Source organism: Glutamicibacter sp. AOP38-B1-38 (genome assembly GCF_052377485.1).
GTDB lineage: Bacteria > Actinomycetota > Actinomycetes > Actinomycetales > Micrococcaceae > Glutamicibacter.
In genome coordinates this window covers 48811-67972 of record NZ_JBQSWU010000017.1, presented here as the reverse complement: position 1 = coordinate 67972, position 19162 = coordinate 48811, and the positions used below count along the sequence as shown (strand labels likewise).

The following is a 19162-nucleotide window of genomic DNA, read 5'->3' as shown; positions in this document are numbered from 1 at the left end:
AGTGAACCACCGCTGCGTGGATATTGCGATGATCCACGGCACAATGGCAGGTGAACTGCGGATTAAAAGACAATCGACCGGCCTTTGCGGGGCCGGTCGATTAGCTTACTTCAGGACTTCAAGCCCACCCAGGTAGGGTTGCAGCGCCTTAGGCACGTTGACCGTGCCATCCGCGTTCTGGTGGTTTTCCAGAATCGCAACGATCCAACGGGTCGTGGCGAGTGTGCCGTTCAGGGTGGCTACCGCGCGGGTCTTGCCAGGCTTGCCGTCGACGATCTCGCGTTCGCGGATATTCAACCGGCGGGACTGGAAGGTCGTGCAGTTCGAGGTCGAGGTCAGCTCGCGGAAGGTCTCCTGCGATGGCACCCAAGCCTCGCAGTCAAACTTACGCGCCGCACTCATCCCCAGGTCCCCGGCGGCGGTGTCGATGACACGGTATGGAAGCTCCATGCGCTTGAGCATTTCTTCCTCCATCGCCAGCAGACGCTCGTGTTCGGCCTCGGCCTGGTCAACCGTGGTGTAAATGAACATTTCGAGCTTATTGAACTGGTGCACGCGGATGATGCCACGGGTGTCCTTGCCCGCGGAACCGGCCTCGCGGCGGTAGCAGGAGGACCAGCCGGCGTAGCGGATCGGACCCTCGGACAGGTCCATGATCTCGTTGGCGTGGTAGCCGGCCAGCGCGACCTCTGAGGTGCCGACCAGATACAGGTCGTCACGTTCCAGCTTGTAGATCTCATCGTCGTGTTCGACGTCGAAGCCGGTACCCTGCATGGTTTCCGGGCGGACTAGGGTCGGGGTGATCATTGGAATGAATTCGCGTTCGACCGCGAGCTCCAGCGCCATGTTCATCATCGCGATTTCCAGCCGCGCGCCGATGCCCTTCAGGAAATAGAAGCGTGATCCGGAGACCTTCGCCCCGCGTTCCATGTCGATCGCTCCGAGCTTCTCGGCGATCTGCAGATGATCCAGCGGTTCGAAGCCTTCGGCGGCGAAGTCGCGCGGGGTGCCGACGGTCTTCACCAGGGCGAAGTCGTCTTCACCGCCGGCTGGGATACCGTCGATGATCAGGTTTGGGATGGAGCGCTGCAAGGAGGTGCAGGTAGCGGCCGCTTCGTCGGAGGAAGCCTGGGCAGCCTTGACGGCCACCGCAAGCTCCTTGACCTCCGCAAGCAGTGCTGCACGTTCCTCGCCCTTGGCGGCGCCAACCTTCTTGGAGAACGCATTCTGCTCTGCGCGCAGGCGTTCGTAGGTGGCTATGGTTTCGCGACGCGCCGAGTCAGCCTCAATCAGCTGGTCAATCAGCGCTTCGTCGGCACCGCGCGCGCGTTGCGAGGCGCGGTACATATCCGGATTATCGGTGAGCATTTTCAGGTCGATCACATCTTAAGCGTAGCAATCTTGAGTACGATGAGAGCACTATGCAGAGAAACCGCGTGATCTTATTATCCGTAGCCGGTGCCGCAGCTGTGCTCGCGGCCGTAACCGGGTATTCCGTGCGTAAGCTGTCTCAGGACGGGAAACCGATGAGCCAGCACCCTTCGGCGAAGGAGCAATCCGAGTCGAAGAAGGTTGGGCTGGTCATCAATCCATCCAAGTCAGGTGCCGTCGAAGCGCGTGATGCGGTAGCCCACGTGTGTGCCGAGGCCGGCCTCGAAGAGCCGCTGGTTTTCGAAACGACACCGGAGAATGCGGGTCAAGAAGCCGCCCAAAATGCGCTCGATGCCGGATGCGACACAATTATTGCCGCCGGTGGCGACGGCACGATTCGCGCCGTCGCAGAAGTACTCGAAGGCACCGAAACGACTCTCGGGTTGCTGCCGCTGGGCACCGGCAACCTGCTGGCCCGAAACGTCGAGGTGCCGCTCGACGACCTGCACACCGCGGCGCTGGTCGCCGTGCGCGGCATGGTGCGACGCATCGACGTGGGCCATATGAAGCTGAAACTGCTGGATGGCAGTAGCGCGGACCACGCGTTCTTGGTGATCGCCGGGGTGGGCACCGACGCGGACCTGTTCGACGACACCGACGAGGAGCTGAAATCCAAGGTCGGCTGGCTTGCCTACTCGGAGGCCGGGCTGCGCCAGCTGCCCGGGCGGCGCAAAAAGGTCGAGATCAAGCTCTCCAACGACGACGCCTGGCAGACCCGTAAGGTCCGCTCGGTGCTCTTCGCCAACTGCGGCAAGCTGCAGGGCGTGGACTTTGTCCCGGATGCGAAGATCGACGACGGGGTGCTCGACGCGGTGGTGCTCTCGCCGCGTTCGGCCGCCGGATGGGGCTGGATCCTGTTGAAGACCGCATTCCGCTCGCGCAACAAGATCCCGGTGATGAGCTTCTACCAGAGCACCGACATCTCATTGCGCTGCGTGGAACCGATGAACACGCAGATCGACGGGGATCCAACCGGCCAAGTCAACGAGCTGCAGGTCTCGGTCAACCCGTCCTCGCTGCGCATTCGCACGCCCTAGAGGCGGGCCTTCAGCTTGAGCACCCAGTCCCGGGCCTCGCTGAACGCACCGTCTGAATTGTGCGTATCGATGAACGGGCGGGTGCCCTGCGCCGCCGGGTAGGACCCCAAGAAGCGCAGCTCCGGGCAGAGCCGGTGCAACCCGGCAAGGGCCGCGGAGACGCGCTCTTCGGCGATGTGCCCCTCGACGTCGACGGAGAAGAAGTAGCGCCCCAGGCCCGCGCCGGTGGGGCGGGATTCGATGCGCGAGAGGTTGACCCCGCGCGCGGTGAATTGCTCCAGAATTCCCATCAACGCGCCCGGCCGGTCCTCGGAAAGCGGCAGAATCAGCGTCGACTTATCCACACCCGTCGGCGCCGGGATCGCCCCCGGCGAGGTGACCAGGATAAATCGGGTGACCGCCCCGGCGTTGTCTTCCACGCCACGCACCAGCACCTTCAGGCCGCGCGCTTCGGCAACCAGCGGTGAGCAGATCGCCGCGTCGTGGTGCTGCTCCGGGTCCAGCAGTCCCAGCGCGCCGGCGGCCGTGGAAGCAGCCGGGGTGAAAACCGCGGCCGGGATATTCGCTTCGGCCCACAACCGGCATTGCGCCCAAGCGTGCCCGTGTGTGGAAATTTCGCGGATCTGCTCCAGCGCGCCGATATTCGCCCGGACCGCCAGCACGAAGCTGATCGGCACCAGCACCTCGGCGACGATCTGCAGGGATTCTCCGGCGGCGATGGCGTCCAGGGTGGCCGACACGCCGCCCTCCACCGAGTTCTCGATCGGCACCATCGCGGCGTCGGCACTGCCCTCGCGGACCATCGCCAATGCGCTATTAACGCTGCTGGCCGGAATGCGCTCGGAATCGAGCGCCCCGGGAACCTGCAAAAGTGCCGCCTCGGTGAAAGTTCCGGCAGGGCCTAAATAGGCGTATTTCATCGAACGGTGGGTTCCTGACCGTTATCCGCTTCCATCGGGAGCTTGGCTTCGAGCCACGCGTCCGAGCCACCGGCGATGTTGAACGCCGTGTAGCCCAGGCCGGTCAGCCAGGCCGCCGCCTGCGCCGAGCGTCCACCGGTGCGGCAGATGACGTAGGTGTCAACATCCGGGTCCAGCTCTTCCACGCGGGTCGGCAGCTCGCCGAGCACGATGTGCTTGGCTCCAACGGCGCGGCCGGCCTCCCACTCGAAGTCCTCGCGCACGTCGAGAATCAACGCGTCCTTAGGTACGTCGGTGACCTGAACAGTCTCAAAGTCGCTCATGGTTGGCATTCCTCTCTGGTTGGGTGTTTGCTTATAAGACTAGTCATTCCCCGCCTCGAAAGCAGATATGAAGACGAGATCCGCCCTGAAATTGCGTGATGAGCTGGCCAGTGGAGAGCGTTCCAGCCGCGAGGTGACCGAACACTATCTGCGTCGCATCGATGAGCTCGACTCGCTTGGCGCATTTGTGTACGTGTCTCCCGACGCGATGGATGCGGCGGCGGCGGCCGATGAGAAGCAGGTGCGCGGGCAGATCGGCCGGTTGCACGGGCTGCCTTCGGCATTCAAGGACCTGAACGAGGTGGCCGGCATGCCCACCACCTACGGATCCGCCGCCATGGAGCACCAGCTCGCGACGGCGGATCACCCGCTGGTCGCGCGGTTGCGTTCCGAGGGCGTGGTGATCACCGGCAAGACGCAGGTTCCGGAATTCGGACTGAGCAGCTACTCGGAAAATCTCGTCGCTCCGCCCTCGCGCAATCCCCTGGATCCGCGGCTGACCTCAGGGGGTTCCTCCGGCGGCCAGGCCGCGGCGATCGCCGCCGGGATGATTCCCGTAGGCCCGGGCTCCGATGGCGGCGGGTCGGTGCGGATCCCCGCCGCAGCCTGCGGCCTGGTGGGGCTCAAGCCCTCGCTGGGCCGGGTGCCCAGCGACGTGGTCGACGGCTACCTGGACGCGTTCGGCGCACCGAAGATGACGGTTTCCGGCCCGTTGGCCCACGATGCCTTGGATGCGGCGATGCTGCTCGATGCGATGCGCGGCAGCGACCACTTTCTGCCGCTGCTGCGCGGCAGCTACCCCGAAAGGCTCAAGGGGTTGCGCATCGGCTACAGCACCCTCTCCCCCTTCGAAAGCGCCTACCCGATCACCCTGCAGGCGCCCGCGCGCGAGGCCTTCGAACGCGCCAAGCGGCTGCTGGAGGCCAGGCACCGGGTGGAACCGGCGGATCTTCACTACGCGGGCGACTACCCGGAAACCTTCGCCCGGGTGTGGACCAATGGATTGCGCAATATTCCGGTCGACGATGAGAGCCTGCTCGGCGAGTTGGCCAGAGACTTCCGCCGGCGCTCCACCGCGCGCAGCCTCGAGGTGAGCCTGCAGGCGGCATCCCGGCTGAAGCAGATCGCTGCGGATTTTGTGCGACAATGGTCCGCCCATGACGTGATCCTCACCCCGGCGATGGCTTCGACTCCGCCGGAGATTGGCTATTTCACCCGCAAGGATGCGGATACCGACTATATGCTGCAGTGCCAGTACACCCCCTATACCTCGATGGTGAACGTCTCCTCGGTCGCCGCAATCACGGTTCCGATCACGAATTCGAGCTCCGGAATGCCGATGAGCGTCCAGCTGATCTCGCCGCGCGCCGATGAGGGACTGCTTTTGGCGTTGGCCAAACAATTGGGCAAGTGAGCCGGGAAATTTACCGTTACCAGCAGTATGGGTAACATGTGAAATAGATCGCAAAAGTGGGCACTTGCCCAAGGAAAAGCGAAAAATGTTACGCATGTCTACTGTTACTTCGAGCACCCCGGGTACCAATAAAACTTTCTTTGGCCATCCGCGTGCGCTCGCAAACCTCTTTAGTGTCGAAATGTGGGAGCGCTTCTCCTTCTACGGCATGCAGGCTCTGCTGGCCTACTACATGTACTACTCGGTCACCGATGGTGGCCTGGGCATGGATCAAAGCTTGGCGCTGTCGCTCGTCGGCGCCTACGGCGGCGCCGTCTACCTGTCCACAATTCTTGGCGCCTGGCTCTCGGACCGCCTCTTCGGCTCCGAACGGGTGCTGTTCTTCTCGGCGATCGGCATTATGGCCGGCCACGTCGCCCTGGCGCTGCTGCCGGGCTACCTTGGACTGACCTTGGGCCTGATCCTGGTGGCCGTCGGCTCCGGCGGATTGAAGGCCAACGCGGTGGCCTTGGTCGGTTCGCTGTACTCCAAGGAAGACTCGCGCATCGACGCGGGCTTCTCGCTGTTCTACATGGGCGTGAACATCGGCGGTCTGCTCGGCCCGCTGCTGACCGGCCTGCTGCACCAGAAGCTCGGCTTCCATTACGGTTTTGGCGCCGCGGCCGTCGGCATGGCCCTCGGACTGATTATCTACACCAAGGGGCGCAAGAACCTCCCGGACACCGCGGGGCAGGTGGCCAACCCGCTGCCGGCCAACGAGCGCAAGCGCTACGCGGGCATCTTCGCGGGGATCTTGGCGGTGATCGTGCTCGTCTTCGCGCTGAAGATCGTCACCCCGGCAAACCTTGCAAGCACCATCGCCTACGTGGTGATCGCCGCCAGCGTGGTGTACTTCGTATTGATCCTGCGCAGCAAGAAGGTCAGCGCCGTCGAACGCAAGCACGTCTGGGCGTTCATCCCGTTCTACATCGGCTCGGCGGCCTTCTGGGCGCTGTTCCAGCAGCAGTTCACCTTCATCGCGGCCTACTCCGATAGCCGCTTGGATCGCACCCTGGGCGGCTGGGAGATGCCGGCGAGCTGGGTGCAGTCGATCAACCCGGTATTCATCATCTTGCTAGCCAGCGTGTTCGCCGCCATGTGGACCAAGCTGGGGAAGCGCCAGCCGCGCACTTCGGTGAAATTCGGCTTGGCTCTGGTCGTCGTGGGTGCCGCGTTCTTGTGCTTCATCCCGCTCGAATCCCTGGAGATGACTCCGCTGCTTGCGATGGTCGGCATCCTGTTGCTGTGCACCATTGCCGAGCTGCTGCTCTCCCCGATCGGGCAGGCGGTTGCCACCAAGCTGGCTCCGGCGGCGTTCGGGACGCAGATGATCGCGCTGTTCTTCCTCTCGGTATCCCTGGGCACCACGCTTTCGGGCGTGCTGGCAGGCTACTATGTTGCGGGCAACGAAATCCCGTACTTCCTCGCGATGGGCGGCACCGCCATCGTGCTGGGCGTGGCAATGATCGCGGCCACCCCGGCGCTGAAGAAGCTCATGGGCTCGGTGCTCTAAGCTCCGAATTTTTGGCAGGCCTCCGCATCCATGCGGGGGCCTGCCTTCGTTTTAAGCCAAGACCAGCAGTTCGCCGATCTCGCAGTCGAGCGCTTGGCAGATCGCGACGAGAGTGGAGTAGCGGATCGCCTTCGCTCGGTCATTCTTGAGAATCGATAGATTCACCACCGAGACATCGACGAGCTCACTGAGCCGTGCGAGGGTCATCCCACGCTCCGCGAGCAAGTCACCAAGCCTGCAATGCACGCTGCCCATGGGCCTACACCAGCCCATCTGTATCTGCTTGGAGACGCTGGTTCTGCGTAGTCAGCGTCAGGCCAACGGTGACGAGCTCGGCGACCACCAGAATGCCCAGAGCCAAGAACAGCGCACCGAATTCGAAGTAGATCGCGAAGGTCGGTTCAGGCCAGGGGGTGGCGGCGGTAAATTCTTGAGCCGCGCTGGTGAATCCGTCGATCCGCAGGGTTTCTTCACCGGCAAGGCTACTGCCAAAGCCATTCAAGAATTGCCCGAGGGTATTGCCCAGGGCAAGGATCGCCGCTACTAGCCAGCCGGCGCGGCGCAACCGCGGGGTAAACGCCACCCCGGCGCGAAGCCGGTTGCATAACAGGATCACCGCGAGAATCACCGCGCAGCCGGCCAGCCCCTCGAAGATGGCCCCGGAGGCGAGCAGCAGGCGGACACCCAGGCTCAGGTTGCTCGCGGTCACCAGCACTTCGTTGATTTCCGCGGCGACAGCTTCGCCGTGTTCCGGAGTCACGTCCGTGACGTTTGGGTATTCCGGCCAATATGGCACCACCGGAACCAAGACTTCAACCGGGCCGCCGAAGATCAAGACGGCAGCTGACGCGATCGTGGTTACCCCGACTCCGACAAGTCCGATGATCGCTACGATGCGGGTGAAAGCAACAATCGAGGGCCCACGCTTCGAGCCGAAAACCGCGATGAGCAGCAGGGCGAGAGCCCCAATGGCGAGGACTGCCGCGAGTCCGAAGGCTAAGCCCGACATGGCCGATCCTATCGATAGTCGTTAACAACGAATATCGTTATGCTAACTCGGAAGCTTGATGAATACCAGCGGCCTAGGCGAACTCGCTCAGGCCCGAATAGTCGACTTCGTAGTTCTCGATCACCCCGACGGAGAAAACAACCAACCAGATGATGAACGCATAAAGCAATACCGCGATCACCAGGCCGACCCACGAGGTAATCAAGCCGGCCAAACTCAGCCCGCGGCTTGACGGTTCACGGCGCTGGGCCAGATGGCCGGTGATTACCCCGGCCAAAGGAACTAGGATGATTATGCAGAAGCCGAGCATCGAGAGGATGCCCAGCACGAGCGAAGCCGTCGAAAGCCCTGCGGGCTCTCGCGGTTGCTGATACGGATTATTCGGATAGTAAGTCATCGATTTCGATTATTCTATGAACCCGGCCAAAATGCACGAAGACAAGAGGGACCACATGGCACACGAACGAGCCGGAGCGCCTGCGCGCGAGGCAGATCTCATCGACCTGGACGCGGTACTCGACGCGTACGCCTCGATCCTCCCCTCGCCGGAGAACCCGGACCAGGCGGTCATCTTCGGCACCTCCGGCCACCGGGGAAGCTCGCTGAACGGAACGTTCAACGAGCTCCACATCGCGGCCATCACCCAGGCGGTCGTGGATTACCGCAAGTCCGTGGGAATCACCGGGCCGATGTATGTGGGCAAGGACAGCCACGCGCTCTCCGAACCCGCCTATTACACCGCTCTGGAGGTCTTGGCGGGCAATGGCGTGCGGGTTCTCGCCGATGCCGGCCTGACCCCCACCCCGGCGGTCAGCCACGCGATCCTGGTCCACAATGCCGCGGCCGGCGAGCTGGCCGACGGCCTGGTCATCACCCCCTCGCATAATCCACCGGCCGACGGCGGCATCAAATACAACCCGCCGCACGGCGGGCCGGCGGAATCCGAAATCACCGGACCGATCGCGGCTCGGGCCAATGAACTGATGGGCAGCGGGGAGATCCTGCGCGGGGTCGCGAACCCGGAGGACTTCGACTTCCGTGAGCTGTACATTGCGGATTTGGCCCAGGTGATCGACTTCGAGGCGATCGCCGCCTCGGGGATCTCGATCGGCGCGGATCCGCTCGGCGGCGCCTCGGTGCACTACTGGGGTGAGATCTCACGGCGCTATGGGCTGAACCTGAGCGTGGTGAACGAAGAGGTGGATCCGCGCTTTGGCTTCATGACGCTGGATAAGGATGGCAAGATCCGCATGGACTGCTCCTCGCCGCATGCGATGGCCTCGCTGGTCGCGAACCGGGATAAATACGATATCGCCACGGGCAACGATGCGGACGCCGACCGGCACGGAATCGTCACCCCGGATGGCGGCTTGATGAACCCGAACCATTTTCTGGCCGTGGCCATCGACTATCTGCTCACGCACCGCCCGCAGTGGCCCGCCGACGCGCAGATCGGCAAGACGCTGGTCTCTTCGGTGCTGATCGACAAGGTGGTCGCGGCGCATGGGCGCGAACTACGCGAGGTGCCGGTGGGCTTCAAATACTTCGTCGAACCGCTGGCCTCCGGCAAGGTGGCCTTCTGCGGTGAAGAATCGGCCGGAGCGAGCTTCCTGGACTTCAACGGACGGGCGTTCAGCACCGACAAGGACGGGCTGATGCTCGCGCTGCTTGCCAGTGAAATCCGCGCGGTGACCGGCAAAAGCCCGAGCCAGCGGCATGCCGAGCTGGTCGCCACGCACGGGCAGAGTTTCTATGACCGCTTCGATGCCCCGGCAACCCGGGCGCAGAAGGCCGTGCTGGGCAAGCTGGACCCGCAGGCGGTCACCGCGACCGAGCTCGCCGCGGATCCGATCACCGCGAAGCTCACCGAGGCCTCGGGATTCGCCATTGGCGGGCTGAAGGTCTCCAGCGAACACGCGTGGTTTGCCGCACGCCCCTCGGGGACCGAGGACATCTACAAGATCTACGCCGAATCCACCCGCTCGGCCGAGCACCTCGCGCAGGTATTGCGCGAGGCCCAGCTCATAGTTAATGCCGCACTGGCCGCCTAGCGCAGGTTCCAGGGGTCGATTTTGACCTCCGGCTGCTTGCGCGTCTTCCACCAGTGGCCCGCCCAGAGCAGCAGGAAGAGCGGCAGTCCGATATAGCTGGAGAGCACCTCCAGCACCCGGCCCTGGATCACCGCCTCGTAGTTCTGCCCGGCGATCACCACGATCAAGATCACGAAGGCGAGGATCGGGCCCAGCGGGAAAAGCGGCGCCCGGTAGGGAAGCTTGCCCAGGTCCTGCCCGCTGGCAATGTATGCCTTGCGGAACTTGTAGTGGCTGACCGCGATGCCCACCCAGGCGATAAATCCGGACAGGCCAGAGACGTTCAGCAGCCACGTGTAGGCCGAGCCTTGCCCGATGAGGGCGGTGAGGAAGCCGAAGAGGCCCACCGAGGCGGTTAAAAGCATGGCCGGCACGGGCACTCCGCGGCGATTGAGGCGACCGAAGATCTTCGGCGCCTTGCCGTCGCGGGCCATCGAATAAAGCATGCGTGCTGAGGCATATAGTCCGGAGTTGCCCGCCGAAAGGATCGCGGAGAGGATCACCGCGTTCATCAGTGCCGCGGCGAAGGCGATTCCGGCGCGCTCGAAGACCATGGTGAATGGCGAATTGGCGATATCCGACTCACCGCTGGCGAGCAGGGTTGGGTCGGTATATGGCAGCAGGGTGCCGATAATGAAGATTGCGCCCACATAGAAGAGCATGATGCGCCAGAAGATCGCCTTGATCGCCTTGGGGATATCGCGCTGCGGATTCTCCGCTTCGCCGGCGGCCACACCCACCAGCTCGGTGCCCTGGAACGAGAAGCCGGCGATCATGAACACCGAGACCACCGAGAGCCACCCGCCAACAAACGGCGCGTCTCCGGTTGACCAGTTGCTGAAGCCCGGGGAGCTGCCGCCCATAATGCCCAGCACCATGGCTACGCCGCAGATGAGGAACACGATCACCGTGATGACCTTGATCATCGCCAGCCAATATTCGCTTTCGCCGAAGGCCTTGGTGGACAGCGCGTTCAGCGCGGTGAGCACGAGCAGGAAGGTCCCGGCCCAGATCCAGCCGGGGACATCCGGCAGCCAGTAGGACATCACAATGCCCGCGGCAACCAGTTCAGCGGCGACGGTAATGGCCCAGTTGAACCAGTAGTTCCAGCCGATAGCGAAGCCGAAGTGGCGGTTGACGAAGACCGAAGCATAGGTCTGGAAGGAGCCGGCCACCGGCAACCGGGCGCTCATTTCGCCCAAGGACTGCATCAGGAGCAGGACCATCAGGCCGATCAGCGCGTAGGCGAGCAGCGAACCGCCCGGGCCTGCCTGGGCGATCGTGCCGCCGGAGGCGACAAAGAGTCCGGTGCCGATCGACCCGCCGATGGCGATCATCTGCATATGGCGCGCTTTGAGGCCACGCTTCAAACCATCGGTGGACGGTGCGGGCTCGGTCATGCAGATGCTCCTGAAGTAAGGTTTTTGGGCCTTAACAATCATTCCACCTGGAACGCTTCAGCAGCTATGAACCGCGCTACAGTAAGCGATCAATAATCTTTCGCTTAGCCCATGTATATGGAGGATATATTGCGCTCAAGGTGTCAATGACCGTCGTTTTGCTGAGTTCAGAGCGGATTTGCGAAAGCCGGTCGAAGCCATACTTGCCGTGGTACGAGCCCATTCCACTGGCCCCCACCCCGCCAAATGGCAGGGACGGGATGACCATTTGGGCCAGTGGCGCATTGTGCACAATGGCTCCGGCGCGCACTCGATCGGAGAAGATCGACTGCAGCCGCGGGGACTCGCTCATCAGGTACGCGGCCAGCGGGGAGGGGCGTGCGGCGATGAATTCAAGCGCCTCGTCGAAGGAGGCCACCTCGACGACCGGAAGGATCGGACCGAAGATCTCTTCCTGCATCAGCTTCGAGTCGAGGTCGACCTGGCGCATGATGGTCGGGGCGATGCGCAAGGTGTCCGCGTCGCAGTCGCCGCCGTGGACCACCTCACCCGAATCGAGCATGCCCACCAGTCGGTCGAAATGCTTCCGGCTGACGATTCGGCCGTAATCCGGGTGGTTGATCGGGTCTTTGCCGTAGAAGCCGGCAATCGCCTGGCCGAGCCGGGCGATCAATGCGTCGGTGTCCCCGATGGAGAGCACATAGTCCGGGGCCACGCAGGTCTGTCCGGTATTCATGAATTTCGCATAGGCCAGGCGCTTGGCGGTGGGCAATGACTGGTTGTCTACCACCGCGGGGCTCTTGCCGCCGAGCTCGAGGGTGGTGGGTGTCAGCTGCTTGGCGGCCGCTTCGGCGACCACCCGCGCGACCTGCTGTCCACCGGTGAAGAAGATGTGGTCCCAGCGTGCGGCGAGCAGCTCGGTGGCGGTGTCCACTCCGCCCTCGATAACCGCGTAGACCCGGGCGTCCAGGTACATCGGGAGCAGTTTCGCCAGCACTCCCGAGGTGGCCGGTGCGAGCTCCGAAGGCTTGAGCACCGCGGCGTTTCCGGCGGCGATCGCGGCGACCAGTGGAGCCAGCATCAACTGCAAGGGATAGTTCCACGGCCCGATGATCAGCACGACCCCCAGCGGCCGGGGCTCGACCTTGGCCATGGCCGGCTGCAGCGCGAGGGGAACCTTGACGGCGGTTGAATCCATCCACTCCGAGAGATGCCGTTGGGCGTGGTCGATTTCGGAACGGACCACGTCGATTTCGCTGAACTTCGCCTCGGTGGCGCTCTTGCCAAGGTCCTCGGCGAGCGCGTCGAGGAATTCTCCCGTGCGTTCGGCCAGCATCTTTTCCAGGGCACGCAACTGCTGGGCGCGAAAGCGCCGCGGGTGCGTGATGCGGGTGTCGGCGGAGCGGCGCAGGTGCCCGAGGACCTCGGTGATGCGCGAGGGGTGCTCGTCTACCGGCGGTGCGGCGTCGCCGACGGGATCTGGAAGCGGATTTGAGGTAAAGAGACCCATGGCTCGATGCTACTTCATTGATTCCCCGGGATATTCCATTTGTATCAGGTGTTTGATACATTAGTTATTCAACTTACGGAGGTAATTATGGATCAACTCTCCACCGCCGCGTTCAGCATGGCGATCGGCGCAGCCCTGATCTACGCGTGGCTGCGCACGGTTGCCCGTCAAGACAACAGGCCCGCACTGCTGCGGGCGAGATCCCACTCCTTCTGGTGCGCGCTGATTGCCTTCTTCGTAAGCAGTTCCGGCGGGGTGAGCAACCAGCAAGCGGCCCATGCCGGCGCCGGCGAATCCCTGTGGGCCAGCGATCTGCTCGCCGCCACCGGTCCGGCACTCTGGCTGCTGTCGATCTATCTGATCGGCCTCTACTCCTGGCCGGCGTCGGTGGCGAATGTGCGCGCGGCCTCCCTGGAGCCTCGTTCGATGATGACGCCGTTGCCTAAGGCCTTGAGTGCCGTCGCCGCGCTGGTACTCCTCGGCGCCGGTCTTACCCTGTGGATGATCCGCGACGTCACCGGGGTCCCCCCGCAATATGAGGTTGCCTCCTCGGACGCCTACGGAAGCACCTGGGTTTCGCAGTCCGCGACCGACGGACTGCGTGCGGCGGACCAGATGCTGGCCCTGTTTGCCATCAACCTGGCCTCCCTGGCGCTGGCCCTGCTCATCGCGATGCTCTTCATTTTGCTGCGCAAACCGCTTGGTTCGCTCAGCCCCCACGATAACCAGGTATTGCGCGAAGTCTGGCTCAACCGGCTGCTGCGCACCTCGATCCTGGCCTTTGCCTCCGTTGGAGCCTCGGCGCTGCATTACAAGGCCTCGTGGCTTATGTCGCTGGATCGCACCATGTATCAACCCTGGCAAAACACCGCTAACGTGGCCATGCTCATCACCTTCATCGCCATGGCATTGTGGAAGCCACCGGAAAATTTTGCCAGAACCACTAGCCCAAAGCCTGCCTCCTCCTTTTTGCGGATGCGCGAAAATTTGTTTGCCATTGGATTCCTCACCACCGCGCTCACACTCATCGCACTGGCCTGCTCCTCCTCGCTTGTGCAGACCGAGTACGCGGACAATGCGCGCCCCGGTGAGAATGCCCCGCAGGCAATTGTGTCGCTCCTGGTGGTAGCCCTCTTGTTCTTGGTGCTCAATGCCGGGTTCCTGGGCTACCTGCACCTGAAGTCCAGGGGAACCCATTCACTGGCTCGGCACAGCGCAGACCTGCCGCGCTATGTCTATGTGCTCGCCGGACTCTTGCTCATCGGCGCCACATACCTGCTGATCAATCCACCATTCGAATATTTTTGGGGTCTAGTTCCGGTCAAACCGGTCTTTGCGCTGGGTGCGCTCCTCGCGTTGCTTGCCGCTACCGCCTGCCACATCTGGTGGGTTCGGCGTGCGGCCTTGCCTTGGGATGTCACCGTGGAGCAAGAAATTTGGTATCGCCAGGTTCACGAACTACGCGCCATCCGTGTAGTCACCGCGGCGGCCGTCGCCATGCTGGCCTGGGGTTACGAGGCAGGTCCCTACGTTTCGGCCGTGGGGATCATCGTCTTCTGCTGCCCGGCAGTGATCATTTTGGCCCGCCCAGAAGCTAGGGTGCCGCAGCGCGTATGAGCCAACATATTTTCGTGGACCTGGACGCGGCGGTTCCGCCCTATGAACAGATCCGCACGCAAATCTCTTCGCTGATTTCCTTGGGCGAGCTGCCGGCGGGAAGCAAGCTGCCTACGGTGCGGGCACTGGCCACCGATTTGGGGGTCGCTTCCGGGACGGTGGCCCGCGCTTACAAGGAACTCGAGGCCATCGGACTGGTTTCCTCCCGGCGGCGTGCCGGAACGGTGGTGAACGCCGGAGCCGATATGGAGAAATCCTCCGGTGATCTGGTTCAAGCGGTGGATCGGGTGTGGGAGCTGGCCCGAGCTCAGGGAATCGACGAGGCCACCGTCAGGGCGCTGGTGCAACGCCGGGCGCGGCAATAATTTGTTCTTCCGCGGCTTTGGTGAGTACGCTCTAGCCAGTGACACGGGGTGTCGGATTCACCGACTGAGATGAGACCCGTCGAACCTGAACTAGTTCAAACTAGCGGAGGGATGTCGCATGACCCTGACTTCCGTTGCCCGGAATTACCGGCAACAATCCCCTTTGGTGTTTTGCCTGACCAATACCGTGGTCACCAACTTCACCGCGAATGCGCTGCTGGCCTCCGGGGCGGCTCCGGCCATGACCGACCTGCCCGGCGAAGCCGGGCCATTTGCCGCGGTGGCCTCCGCGGTCCTGGTGAACCTGGGCACCCCGAGCACCGAACAGCTGCGCGCCATGGACGAAGCGGTTCACGGTGCGAACCAGGCCGGCACCCCCTGGGTGCTGGACCCGGTGGCCGTGGGCGCATTGCCGGTGCGCACTGACTTCGCGCGAAAAATCGTGACCCAGCGCCCCACCCTGATCCGCGGCAATGCCTCGGAAATTCTGGCGCTGGCCGGGCGGAGCTCGACCGGGCGCGGAGTGGACGCGCAGGACACCGTGCACGCGGCCATCGAGGCCGGACGCCAGTTGGCCGCCGAATATGGTTCGGTGGTCGCGATCTCCGGGGCGGCCGATGCGATCATCGATGCCAAACGCACCACGCTGGTGCACAGCAACGGGATCGGCTTGACCGGGATTACCGGCGGCGGCTGCGCCCTGGGTGCAATCTGCGCCGGAATGCTCGCGGTGAGCGAAGACCCGTTCGACGCGGCGATCGCAGCCCACGGCCTGTACGGACTGGCCGCCGAAAAGGCCCTGGCCATCGGCCGCGGTCCGGGAAGTTTCGCCGCGGCCTTCCTCGACGAACTCTCGCTGCTGGACCCCGAGGAATTGCACAACCTGCGCCTTGAGGAGGCAAATAATGCGTGATCTGGGAATCTACCTGGTAGCCAACACCGAAAGCTGCCAGCCGCGCAGCACCTTGGAAGTCATCGAAGGTGCGGTGGCCGCGGGTGTGCAATGGGTGCAGCTGCGGGCCAAGAACGAGACCGCCCGCGAATTCTTCGAACTTACCTGCGCGGCGGCAGAACTCACCGCCGGCAAGGCCGAACTGCTGGTCAACGACCGCATCGACGTATTCCTCGCGGCACGGGCAGCGGGTGCCGCGGTCACCGGCATCCACATCGGGCAGAAGGATATTGCGGTGCGCTACGCCCGCGAAATCATCGGCGAGGGGATTATCGGGCTCAGCGCTTCCACCGATGAACAGCTGACCGGGGCCAACGCCGACGCGAAATACCTCGATTACCTGGGGGTCGGGGCGATCCGCGCGACGCCCACGAAGAAGGACCATCCCACCCCGCTGGGCATCGATGGATTCCTGCGGGCCAAGCGGCTCACCGAGCTGCCCGCCGTGGCCATCGGCTCGCTGACCGCCGCGGATGCCGCGGCGCTGCGCGACGGCGGGGCCGCCGGCATGGCGGTGGTCCGCGCGATCTGCGCCGCCGAGGATCCGCAGGCGGCCAGCGCCGAACTGCTGGACCGCTGGGAAGGTGCCAAATGAGCCTCAACATTCTTTCCATTGCCGGCTCCGACCCCTCGGGAGGCGCGGGCATCCAGGCGGATCTGAAGGCCATCGGCGCCAACGGCGGCTACGGCATGGCCGTGATCACCGCGCTCACCGCGCAGAACACCCTAGGGGTGGATGCGGTGCAGGCCGTCGACGCGGAATTCGTGGCCAAGCAGCTGGAATCGGTGTCCGCAGATGTGCGCATCGACGCGATCAAGATCGGCATGCTGGCCGATCCGCAGATCATCGCCGCGGTGTCCCGATGGCTGGAAACGGTGCACGCCCCGGTGGTGCTGGACCCGGTGATGATCTCGACCAGCGGGGACCGGCTGCTGGCCGATGGCTCGGCGTTGGACGCGCTGCTTTCCCGGGCGGAGGTGCTCACCCCGAATACCGCAGAGCTTGCGGCGCTGCTCGGGGAGCCGCCGGTGCGCGGCTGGGAGGAACTGCTGGAGCAGGCCCAGCGCCTGGCGGCCAAATACGAGGTGCTGGTGATCGCCAAGGGCGGCCACCTGCCCACCGAAAGCTGCCCCGACGCGCTGGTGGGTCCGGCCGGGGTGATCGCCTGCTATGACGGCCCACGCCACGCCACCGGCAACACCCACGGCACCGGTTGCACGCTATCCAGCGCGCTGGCCACGCACTATGCCCGCGGCGGGGATTGGGCCAAGGCCCTGGGCGCGGCGAAGGAGTACCTCTTCGCGGCGATTGCCGCGGCCGATGAGCTGCAGGTGGGCAGCGGGCACGGACCGGTGAACCACTTTGCCGGGCTCTTCGCGGGGCAAAGCGCGGATCCGATGGCCGATTGGTGGGAGCGGATCGCCGGGTTGCGCGGTGGAATCGATGAGCTTCAGTTCATCCGCGAGCTCTCCGCGGGCACGCTGGAGCGCAAACGCTTCGAGTACTATCTGGCCCAGGACGCCCTGTATCTGCAGCGCTATGCGCAGGTGCTCGCGCAGGCCAGCGCGCTGGCCCCGCAGCTCGAGGCCCAGCGCTTCTGGGCCAAGGGTGCGGAAGGCATCCTGGAAGGCGAGCTGAAGCTGCACCGCAGCGAGCTGCTGGACCTGGCCCCCGAGCCGAGCGCCACCACGTTGAACTACGTCAACCACCTCAGCTCCTGCGCCGGAAGCTATCCGGAGCTGATCGCCGCGATCCTGCCCTGCTACTGGATCTACCAGGACATTGGCAATCGGCTGAGCGCCGCGAATCATGCCGGGCACCGGTATGAGAGCTGGCTGGCCACCTACAGTTCGGCGGAGTTCGACGAGGCCACCGCGGCGGCCATCGAGCTGGTGGCGGCCGCCTGGCGGCTCGCGGACCCGGGGTTGCGCGAGCGGATGTGGGATGCATTCCGGCGTTCGGCCGAGCATGAGCTGACTTTCTTCGCCCAAGCGCACGCGAAGGGCGTAGACTTCTCTACGGCCTAAACGCGGGGCCAGGAATTCTGGAGGAACGCATGAAGTGGAGCATTCACGGCAACGGGAAGACCATCACCGAAGGTGAGGTTGTTGCCCCGGATGAGCGGCTGCATTGGCCGCAGACCATTTCGATCGGAGCCCAGCATATTCTGGCGATGTTCGGCGCCAGCATCCTGGTGCCGACGCTGACCGGCTTCCCGGTGACCACCACGCTGCTGTTCACCGGCGTCGCGACGATCATCTTCTTGCTGATCACTAAGAACAAGGTGCCCAGCTACCTGGGCTCCTCCTTCGCGCTGATCGCCCCGGTGATGGCCTCGAAGGTCGGCGACGACTTCTCCGCGGCGCTGGGCGGCATCGCGATGACCGGTGCGGCGCTGTTCATCGTCGGCGCGATCGTGGCGAAGACCGGCACCCGGTGGATCCACGCGTTGATGCCGCCGGTGGTCATGGGCACCATCGTCGCGCTGATCGGCTTGAACCTCGCCAGCGCCACGCTGGCTCCGATGCGCGACTTCCCGGCGACGACCTTCCTCACGGTGCTCGCCGTGGTGCTGTCCACCGTCGCGTTCAAGGGGCTGCTCGGGCGCCTGTCGATCCTGGTGGGCCTGGTGATCGGCTACGCGATTGCACTCCTCCAGGGCCAGGTGGACTTTGCCGCCGTGGGCCAGGCCGGCTGGATTGGGCTGCCGCAGTTCCATGCCCCCAGCTTTGATTTCAGCGTGGCGTTGATGTTCCTGCCGGCGGTATTCGTGCTGATCGCCGAGAATATCGGCCATGTGCGCACCGTGGGCATCATGACCGGCAAGGACCTCTCCGAATTCAATGGGCGAGCGCTGATGGCCGATGGCGTCGGAACCCTGGTGGCCGGCATGGGCGGCGGCTCGGCGACGACCACCTATGCGGAGAATATCGGCGTGATGGCCGCCTCGCGCGTCTACTCCACCGCGGCCTACTGGGTCGCGGCGGTCGCCGCGATAGCGCTGGCCTTCCTGCCGAAATTCGGCGCCCTGATCAATACCATTCCGGCCGGGGTGATCGGCGGTCTGGGGATCGTGCTGTACGGAATGATCGGCATTATCGGTGCCCGGTTGTGGATCGAGGCGAAGGTGGACTTCCAGAACCCGGTGAACCTGATGACCGCCGGAACCGGACTGATTATCGCGATTGCGGTCACCACCGATCTGAGTTTCGGCCAGTTCCAGGTGGGCGGCATCGCGCTGGGCACCATCGCGACCCTGGTGGTTTACCACCTGATGAATACCGTGGCCAAGCTGCGCAATAGCAACCTTGAGCCGGTTGAGCGCTAAGCCAAGACCGAAGAACCAGCCGGCATTGTGATCAAGCTCATGATGCCGGTTTTCTTTTGCCCTGCCGGAAATGCCCGGCGTCGGCGCCTCGTCCGATTTGCGCGGGATTTCGGGGCTGGGTTGCGCGGATCCCCGCACCGCCCGAACGCCTATTGTAAGGATTCTTTCCAAATTATGGCCGAGCTCGCATGAACCGGCGGCCCGCACGGCCAT

The 19162-nt window shown here is 64.0% G+C and carries 18 protein-coding genes and 1 riboswitch; of the genes, 10 read left to right on the top strand and 8 right to left on the bottom strand.

What is annotated here, in order from left to right; all coding sequences use genetic code 11:
- Positions 1 to 105: 105 nt before the first annotated feature.
- Entirely contained in the window at positions 106 to 1383 is a 1278-nt protein-coding gene (gene serS, locus ACT3TP_RS11515) for a serine--tRNA ligase (protein ID WP_096282970.1), read from the bottom strand.
- A gap of 53 nt (positions 1384 to 1436) precedes the next feature.
- On the opposite strand from serS, the gene ACT3TP_RS11510 reads away from it, so the two are divergent.
- A complete protein-coding gene (locus tag ACT3TP_RS11510; protein WP_255248299.1) occupies positions 1437 to 2468 on the top strand; it encodes a diacylglycerol/lipid kinase family protein in 1032 nt (343 codons plus the stop codon).
- On the opposite strand, the gene pheA is transcribed toward ACT3TP_RS11510, so the two are convergent.
- Together pheA and ACT3TP_RS11500 are read right to left on the bottom strand one after the other, a co-directional pair.
- Complete coding sequence (gene pheA / locus ACT3TP_RS11505) at positions 2465 to 3388, bottom strand: prephenate dehydratase (RefSeq protein ID WP_096282968.1); 924 nt, start codon at positions 3386 to 3388, stop codon at positions 2465 to 2467. The genes ACT3TP_RS11510 and pheA overlap by 4 nt on opposite strands.
- Positions 3385 to 3711 (bottom strand): rhodanese-like domain-containing protein, encoded by a 327-nt coding sequence (locus ACT3TP_RS11500; RefSeq protein ID WP_096282967.1) that lies wholly within the window; start codon positions 3709 to 3711, stop codon positions 3385 to 3387. Before ACT3TP_RS11500 ends, pheA begins: the two co-directional genes overlap by 4 nt.
- 67 nt (positions 3712 to 3778) lie before the next feature.
- Here ACT3TP_RS11500 and ACT3TP_RS11495 point away from each other — a divergent pair, with 67 nt between their 5' ends.
- Complete coding sequence (locus tag ACT3TP_RS11495; RefSeq protein ID WP_096282966.1) at positions 3779 to 5125, top strand: amidase; 1347 nt, start codon at positions 3779 to 3781, stop codon at positions 5123 to 5125.
- 94 nt (positions 5126 to 5219) lie between these two features.
- Positions 5220 to 6677: a peptide MFS transporter gene (locus tag ACT3TP_RS11490; protein ID WP_096282965.1), complete on the top strand. Its 1458-nt coding sequence runs from the start codon at positions 5220 to 5222 to the stop codon at positions 6675 to 6677.
- Between the two features lie 51 nt (positions 6678 to 6728).
- On the opposite strand, the gene ACT3TP_RS11485 is transcribed toward ACT3TP_RS11490, so the two are convergent.
- The 3 genes from ACT3TP_RS11485 to ACT3TP_RS11475 all read right to left on the bottom strand — a co-directional run bounded on the left by ACT3TP_RS11485 (position 6729) and on the right by ACT3TP_RS11475 (position 8083).
- A complete protein-coding gene (locus ACT3TP_RS11485; RefSeq protein WP_096282964.1) occupies positions 6729 to 6950 on the bottom strand; it encodes a helix-turn-helix domain-containing protein in 222 nt (73 codons plus the stop codon).
- Entirely contained in the window at positions 6937 to 7686 is a 750-nt protein-coding gene (locus tag ACT3TP_RS11480) for a hypothetical protein (RefSeq protein WP_096282963.1), read from the bottom strand. The genes ACT3TP_RS11485 and ACT3TP_RS11480 overlap by 14 nt, the downstream gene beginning before the upstream one ends.
- Before the next feature lie 73 nt (positions 7687 to 7759).
- Positions 7760 to 8083 carry a DUF4190 domain-containing protein gene (locus ACT3TP_RS11475; RefSeq protein ID WP_105554094.1) on the bottom strand — a complete coding sequence of 108 codons (324 nt, stop codon included), beginning with the start codon at positions 8081 to 8083 and terminating at the stop codon, positions 7760 to 7762.
- Between the two features lie 55 nt (positions 8084 to 8138).
- Here ACT3TP_RS11475 and pgm point away from each other — a divergent pair, with 55 nt between their 5' ends.
- A complete protein-coding gene (gene pgm / locus ACT3TP_RS11470) occupies positions 8139 to 9737 on the top strand; it encodes a phosphoglucomutase (alpha-D-glucose-1,6-bisphosphate-dependent) (protein ID WP_444620631.1) in 1599 nt (532 codons plus the stop codon).
- On the opposite strand, the gene ACT3TP_RS11465 is transcribed toward pgm, so the two are convergent.
- A complete protein-coding gene (locus ACT3TP_RS11465; protein WP_444620630.1) occupies positions 9734 to 11176 on the bottom strand; it encodes an amino acid permease in 1443 nt (480 codons plus the stop codon). The genes pgm and ACT3TP_RS11465 overlap by 4 nt on opposite strands.
- A gap of 76 nt (positions 11177 to 11252) precedes the next feature.
- Positions 11253 to 12686, bottom strand: a complete 1434-nt coding sequence (locus ACT3TP_RS11460) for an aldehyde dehydrogenase family protein (protein WP_444620629.1) — start codon at positions 12684 to 12686, stop codon at positions 11253 to 11255.
- A gap of 87 nt (positions 12687 to 12773) precedes the next feature.
- On the opposite strand from ACT3TP_RS11460, the gene ACT3TP_RS11455 reads away from it, so the two are divergent.
- The 6 genes from ACT3TP_RS11455 to ACT3TP_RS11430 all read left to right on the top strand — a co-directional run bounded on the left by ACT3TP_RS11455 (position 12774) and on the right by ACT3TP_RS11430 (position 18949).
- On the top strand, positions 12774 to 14303 hold the full coding sequence (locus tag ACT3TP_RS11455; RefSeq protein WP_444620628.1) for a hypothetical protein: 1530 nt from the start codon (positions 12774 to 12776) through the stop codon (positions 14301 to 14303).
- Positions 14300 to 14668 (top strand): GntR family transcriptional regulator, encoded by a 369-nt coding sequence (locus tag ACT3TP_RS11450; protein ID WP_444620627.1) that lies wholly within the window; start codon positions 14300 to 14302, stop codon positions 14666 to 14668. The genes ACT3TP_RS11455 and ACT3TP_RS11450 overlap by 4 nt, the downstream gene beginning before the upstream one ends.
- Before the next feature lie 34 nt (positions 14669 to 14702).
- Positions 14703 to 14797: riboswitch (TPP riboswitch) on the top strand.
- A complete protein-coding gene (gene thiM, locus ACT3TP_RS11445) occupies positions 14787 to 15581 on the top strand; it encodes a hydroxyethylthiazole kinase (RefSeq protein WP_096282957.1) in 795 nt (264 codons plus the stop codon). (Overlaps the previous riboswitch by 11 nt.)
- Complete coding sequence (gene thiE, locus ACT3TP_RS11440; protein ID WP_096282956.1) at positions 15574 to 16215, top strand: thiamine phosphate synthase; 642 nt, start codon at positions 15574 to 15576, stop codon at positions 16213 to 16215. The genes thiM and thiE overlap by 8 nt, the downstream gene beginning before the upstream one ends.
- Positions 16212 to 17648, top strand: a complete 1437-nt coding sequence (gene thiD / locus ACT3TP_RS11435; protein ID WP_444620626.1) for a bifunctional hydroxymethylpyrimidine kinase/phosphomethylpyrimidine kinase — start codon at positions 16212 to 16214, stop codon at positions 17646 to 17648. The genes thiE and thiD overlap by 4 nt, the downstream gene beginning before the upstream one ends.
- 29 nt (positions 17649 to 17677) lie before the next feature.
- Entirely contained in the window at positions 17678 to 18949 is a 1272-nt protein-coding gene (locus ACT3TP_RS11430; RefSeq protein WP_096282954.1) for a uracil-xanthine permease family protein, read from the top strand.
- Positions 18950 to 19162 lie beyond the last annotated feature (213 nt).

Coding starts and splice junctions, on each gene's coding strand:
- ACT3TP_RS11495 (WP_096282966.1), top strand. CDS start 3,779: ATGAAGACGAGATCCGCCCTGAAATTGCGTGATGAGCTGGCCAGTGGA.
- ACT3TP_RS11500 (WP_096282967.1), bottom strand. CDS start 3,711: ATGAGCGACTTTGAGACTGTTCAGGTCACCGACGTACCTAAGGACGCG.
- ACT3TP_RS11490 (WP_096282965.1), top strand. CDS start 5,220: ATGTCTACTGTTACTTCGAGCACCCCGGGTACCAATAAAACTTTCTTT.
- pgm (WP_444620631.1), top strand. CDS start 8,139: ATGGCACACGAACGAGCCGGAGCGCCTGCGCGCGAGGCAGATCTCATC.
- ACT3TP_RS11480 (WP_096282963.1), bottom strand. CDS start 7,686: ATGTCGGGCTTAGCCTTCGGACTCGCGGCAGTCCTCGCCATTGGGGCT.
- ACT3TP_RS11485 (WP_096282964.1), bottom strand. CDS start 6,950: ATGGGCTGGTGTAGGCCCATGGGCAGCGTGCATTGCAGGCTTGGTGAC.
- ACT3TP_RS11430 (WP_096282954.1), top strand. CDS start 17,678: ATGAAGTGGAGCATTCACGGCAACGGGAAGACCATCACCGAAGGTGAG.
- ACT3TP_RS11455 (WP_444620628.1), top strand. CDS start 12,774: ATGGATCAACTCTCCACCGCCGCGTTCAGCATGGCGATCGGCGCAGCC.
- ACT3TP_RS11450 (WP_444620627.1), top strand. CDS start 14,300: ATGAGCCAACATATTTTCGTGGACCTGGACGCGGCGGTTCCGCCCTAT.
- ACT3TP_RS11465 (WP_444620630.1), bottom strand. CDS start 11,176: ATGACCGAGCCCGCACCGTCCACCGATGGTTTGAAGCGTGGCCTCAAA.
- ACT3TP_RS11460 (WP_444620629.1), bottom strand. CDS start 12,686: ATGGGTCTCTTTACCTCAAATCCGCTTCCAGATCCCGTCGGCGACGCC.
- thiM (WP_096282957.1), top strand. CDS start 14,787: ATGACCCTGACTTCCGTTGCCCGGAATTACCGGCAACAATCCCCTTTG.
- pheA (WP_096282968.1), bottom strand. CDS start 3,388: ATGAAATACGCCTATTTAGGCCCTGCCGGAACTTTCACCGAGGCGGCA.
- ACT3TP_RS11475 (WP_105554094.1), bottom strand. CDS start 8,083: ATGACTTACTATCCGAATAATCCGTATCAGCAACCGCGAGAGCCCGCA.
- thiE (WP_096282956.1), top strand. CDS start 15,574: ATGCGTGATCTGGGAATCTACCTGGTAGCCAACACCGAAAGCTGCCAG.
- thiD (WP_444620626.1), top strand. CDS start 16,212: ATGAGCCTCAACATTCTTTCCATTGCCGGCTCCGACCCCTCGGGAGGC.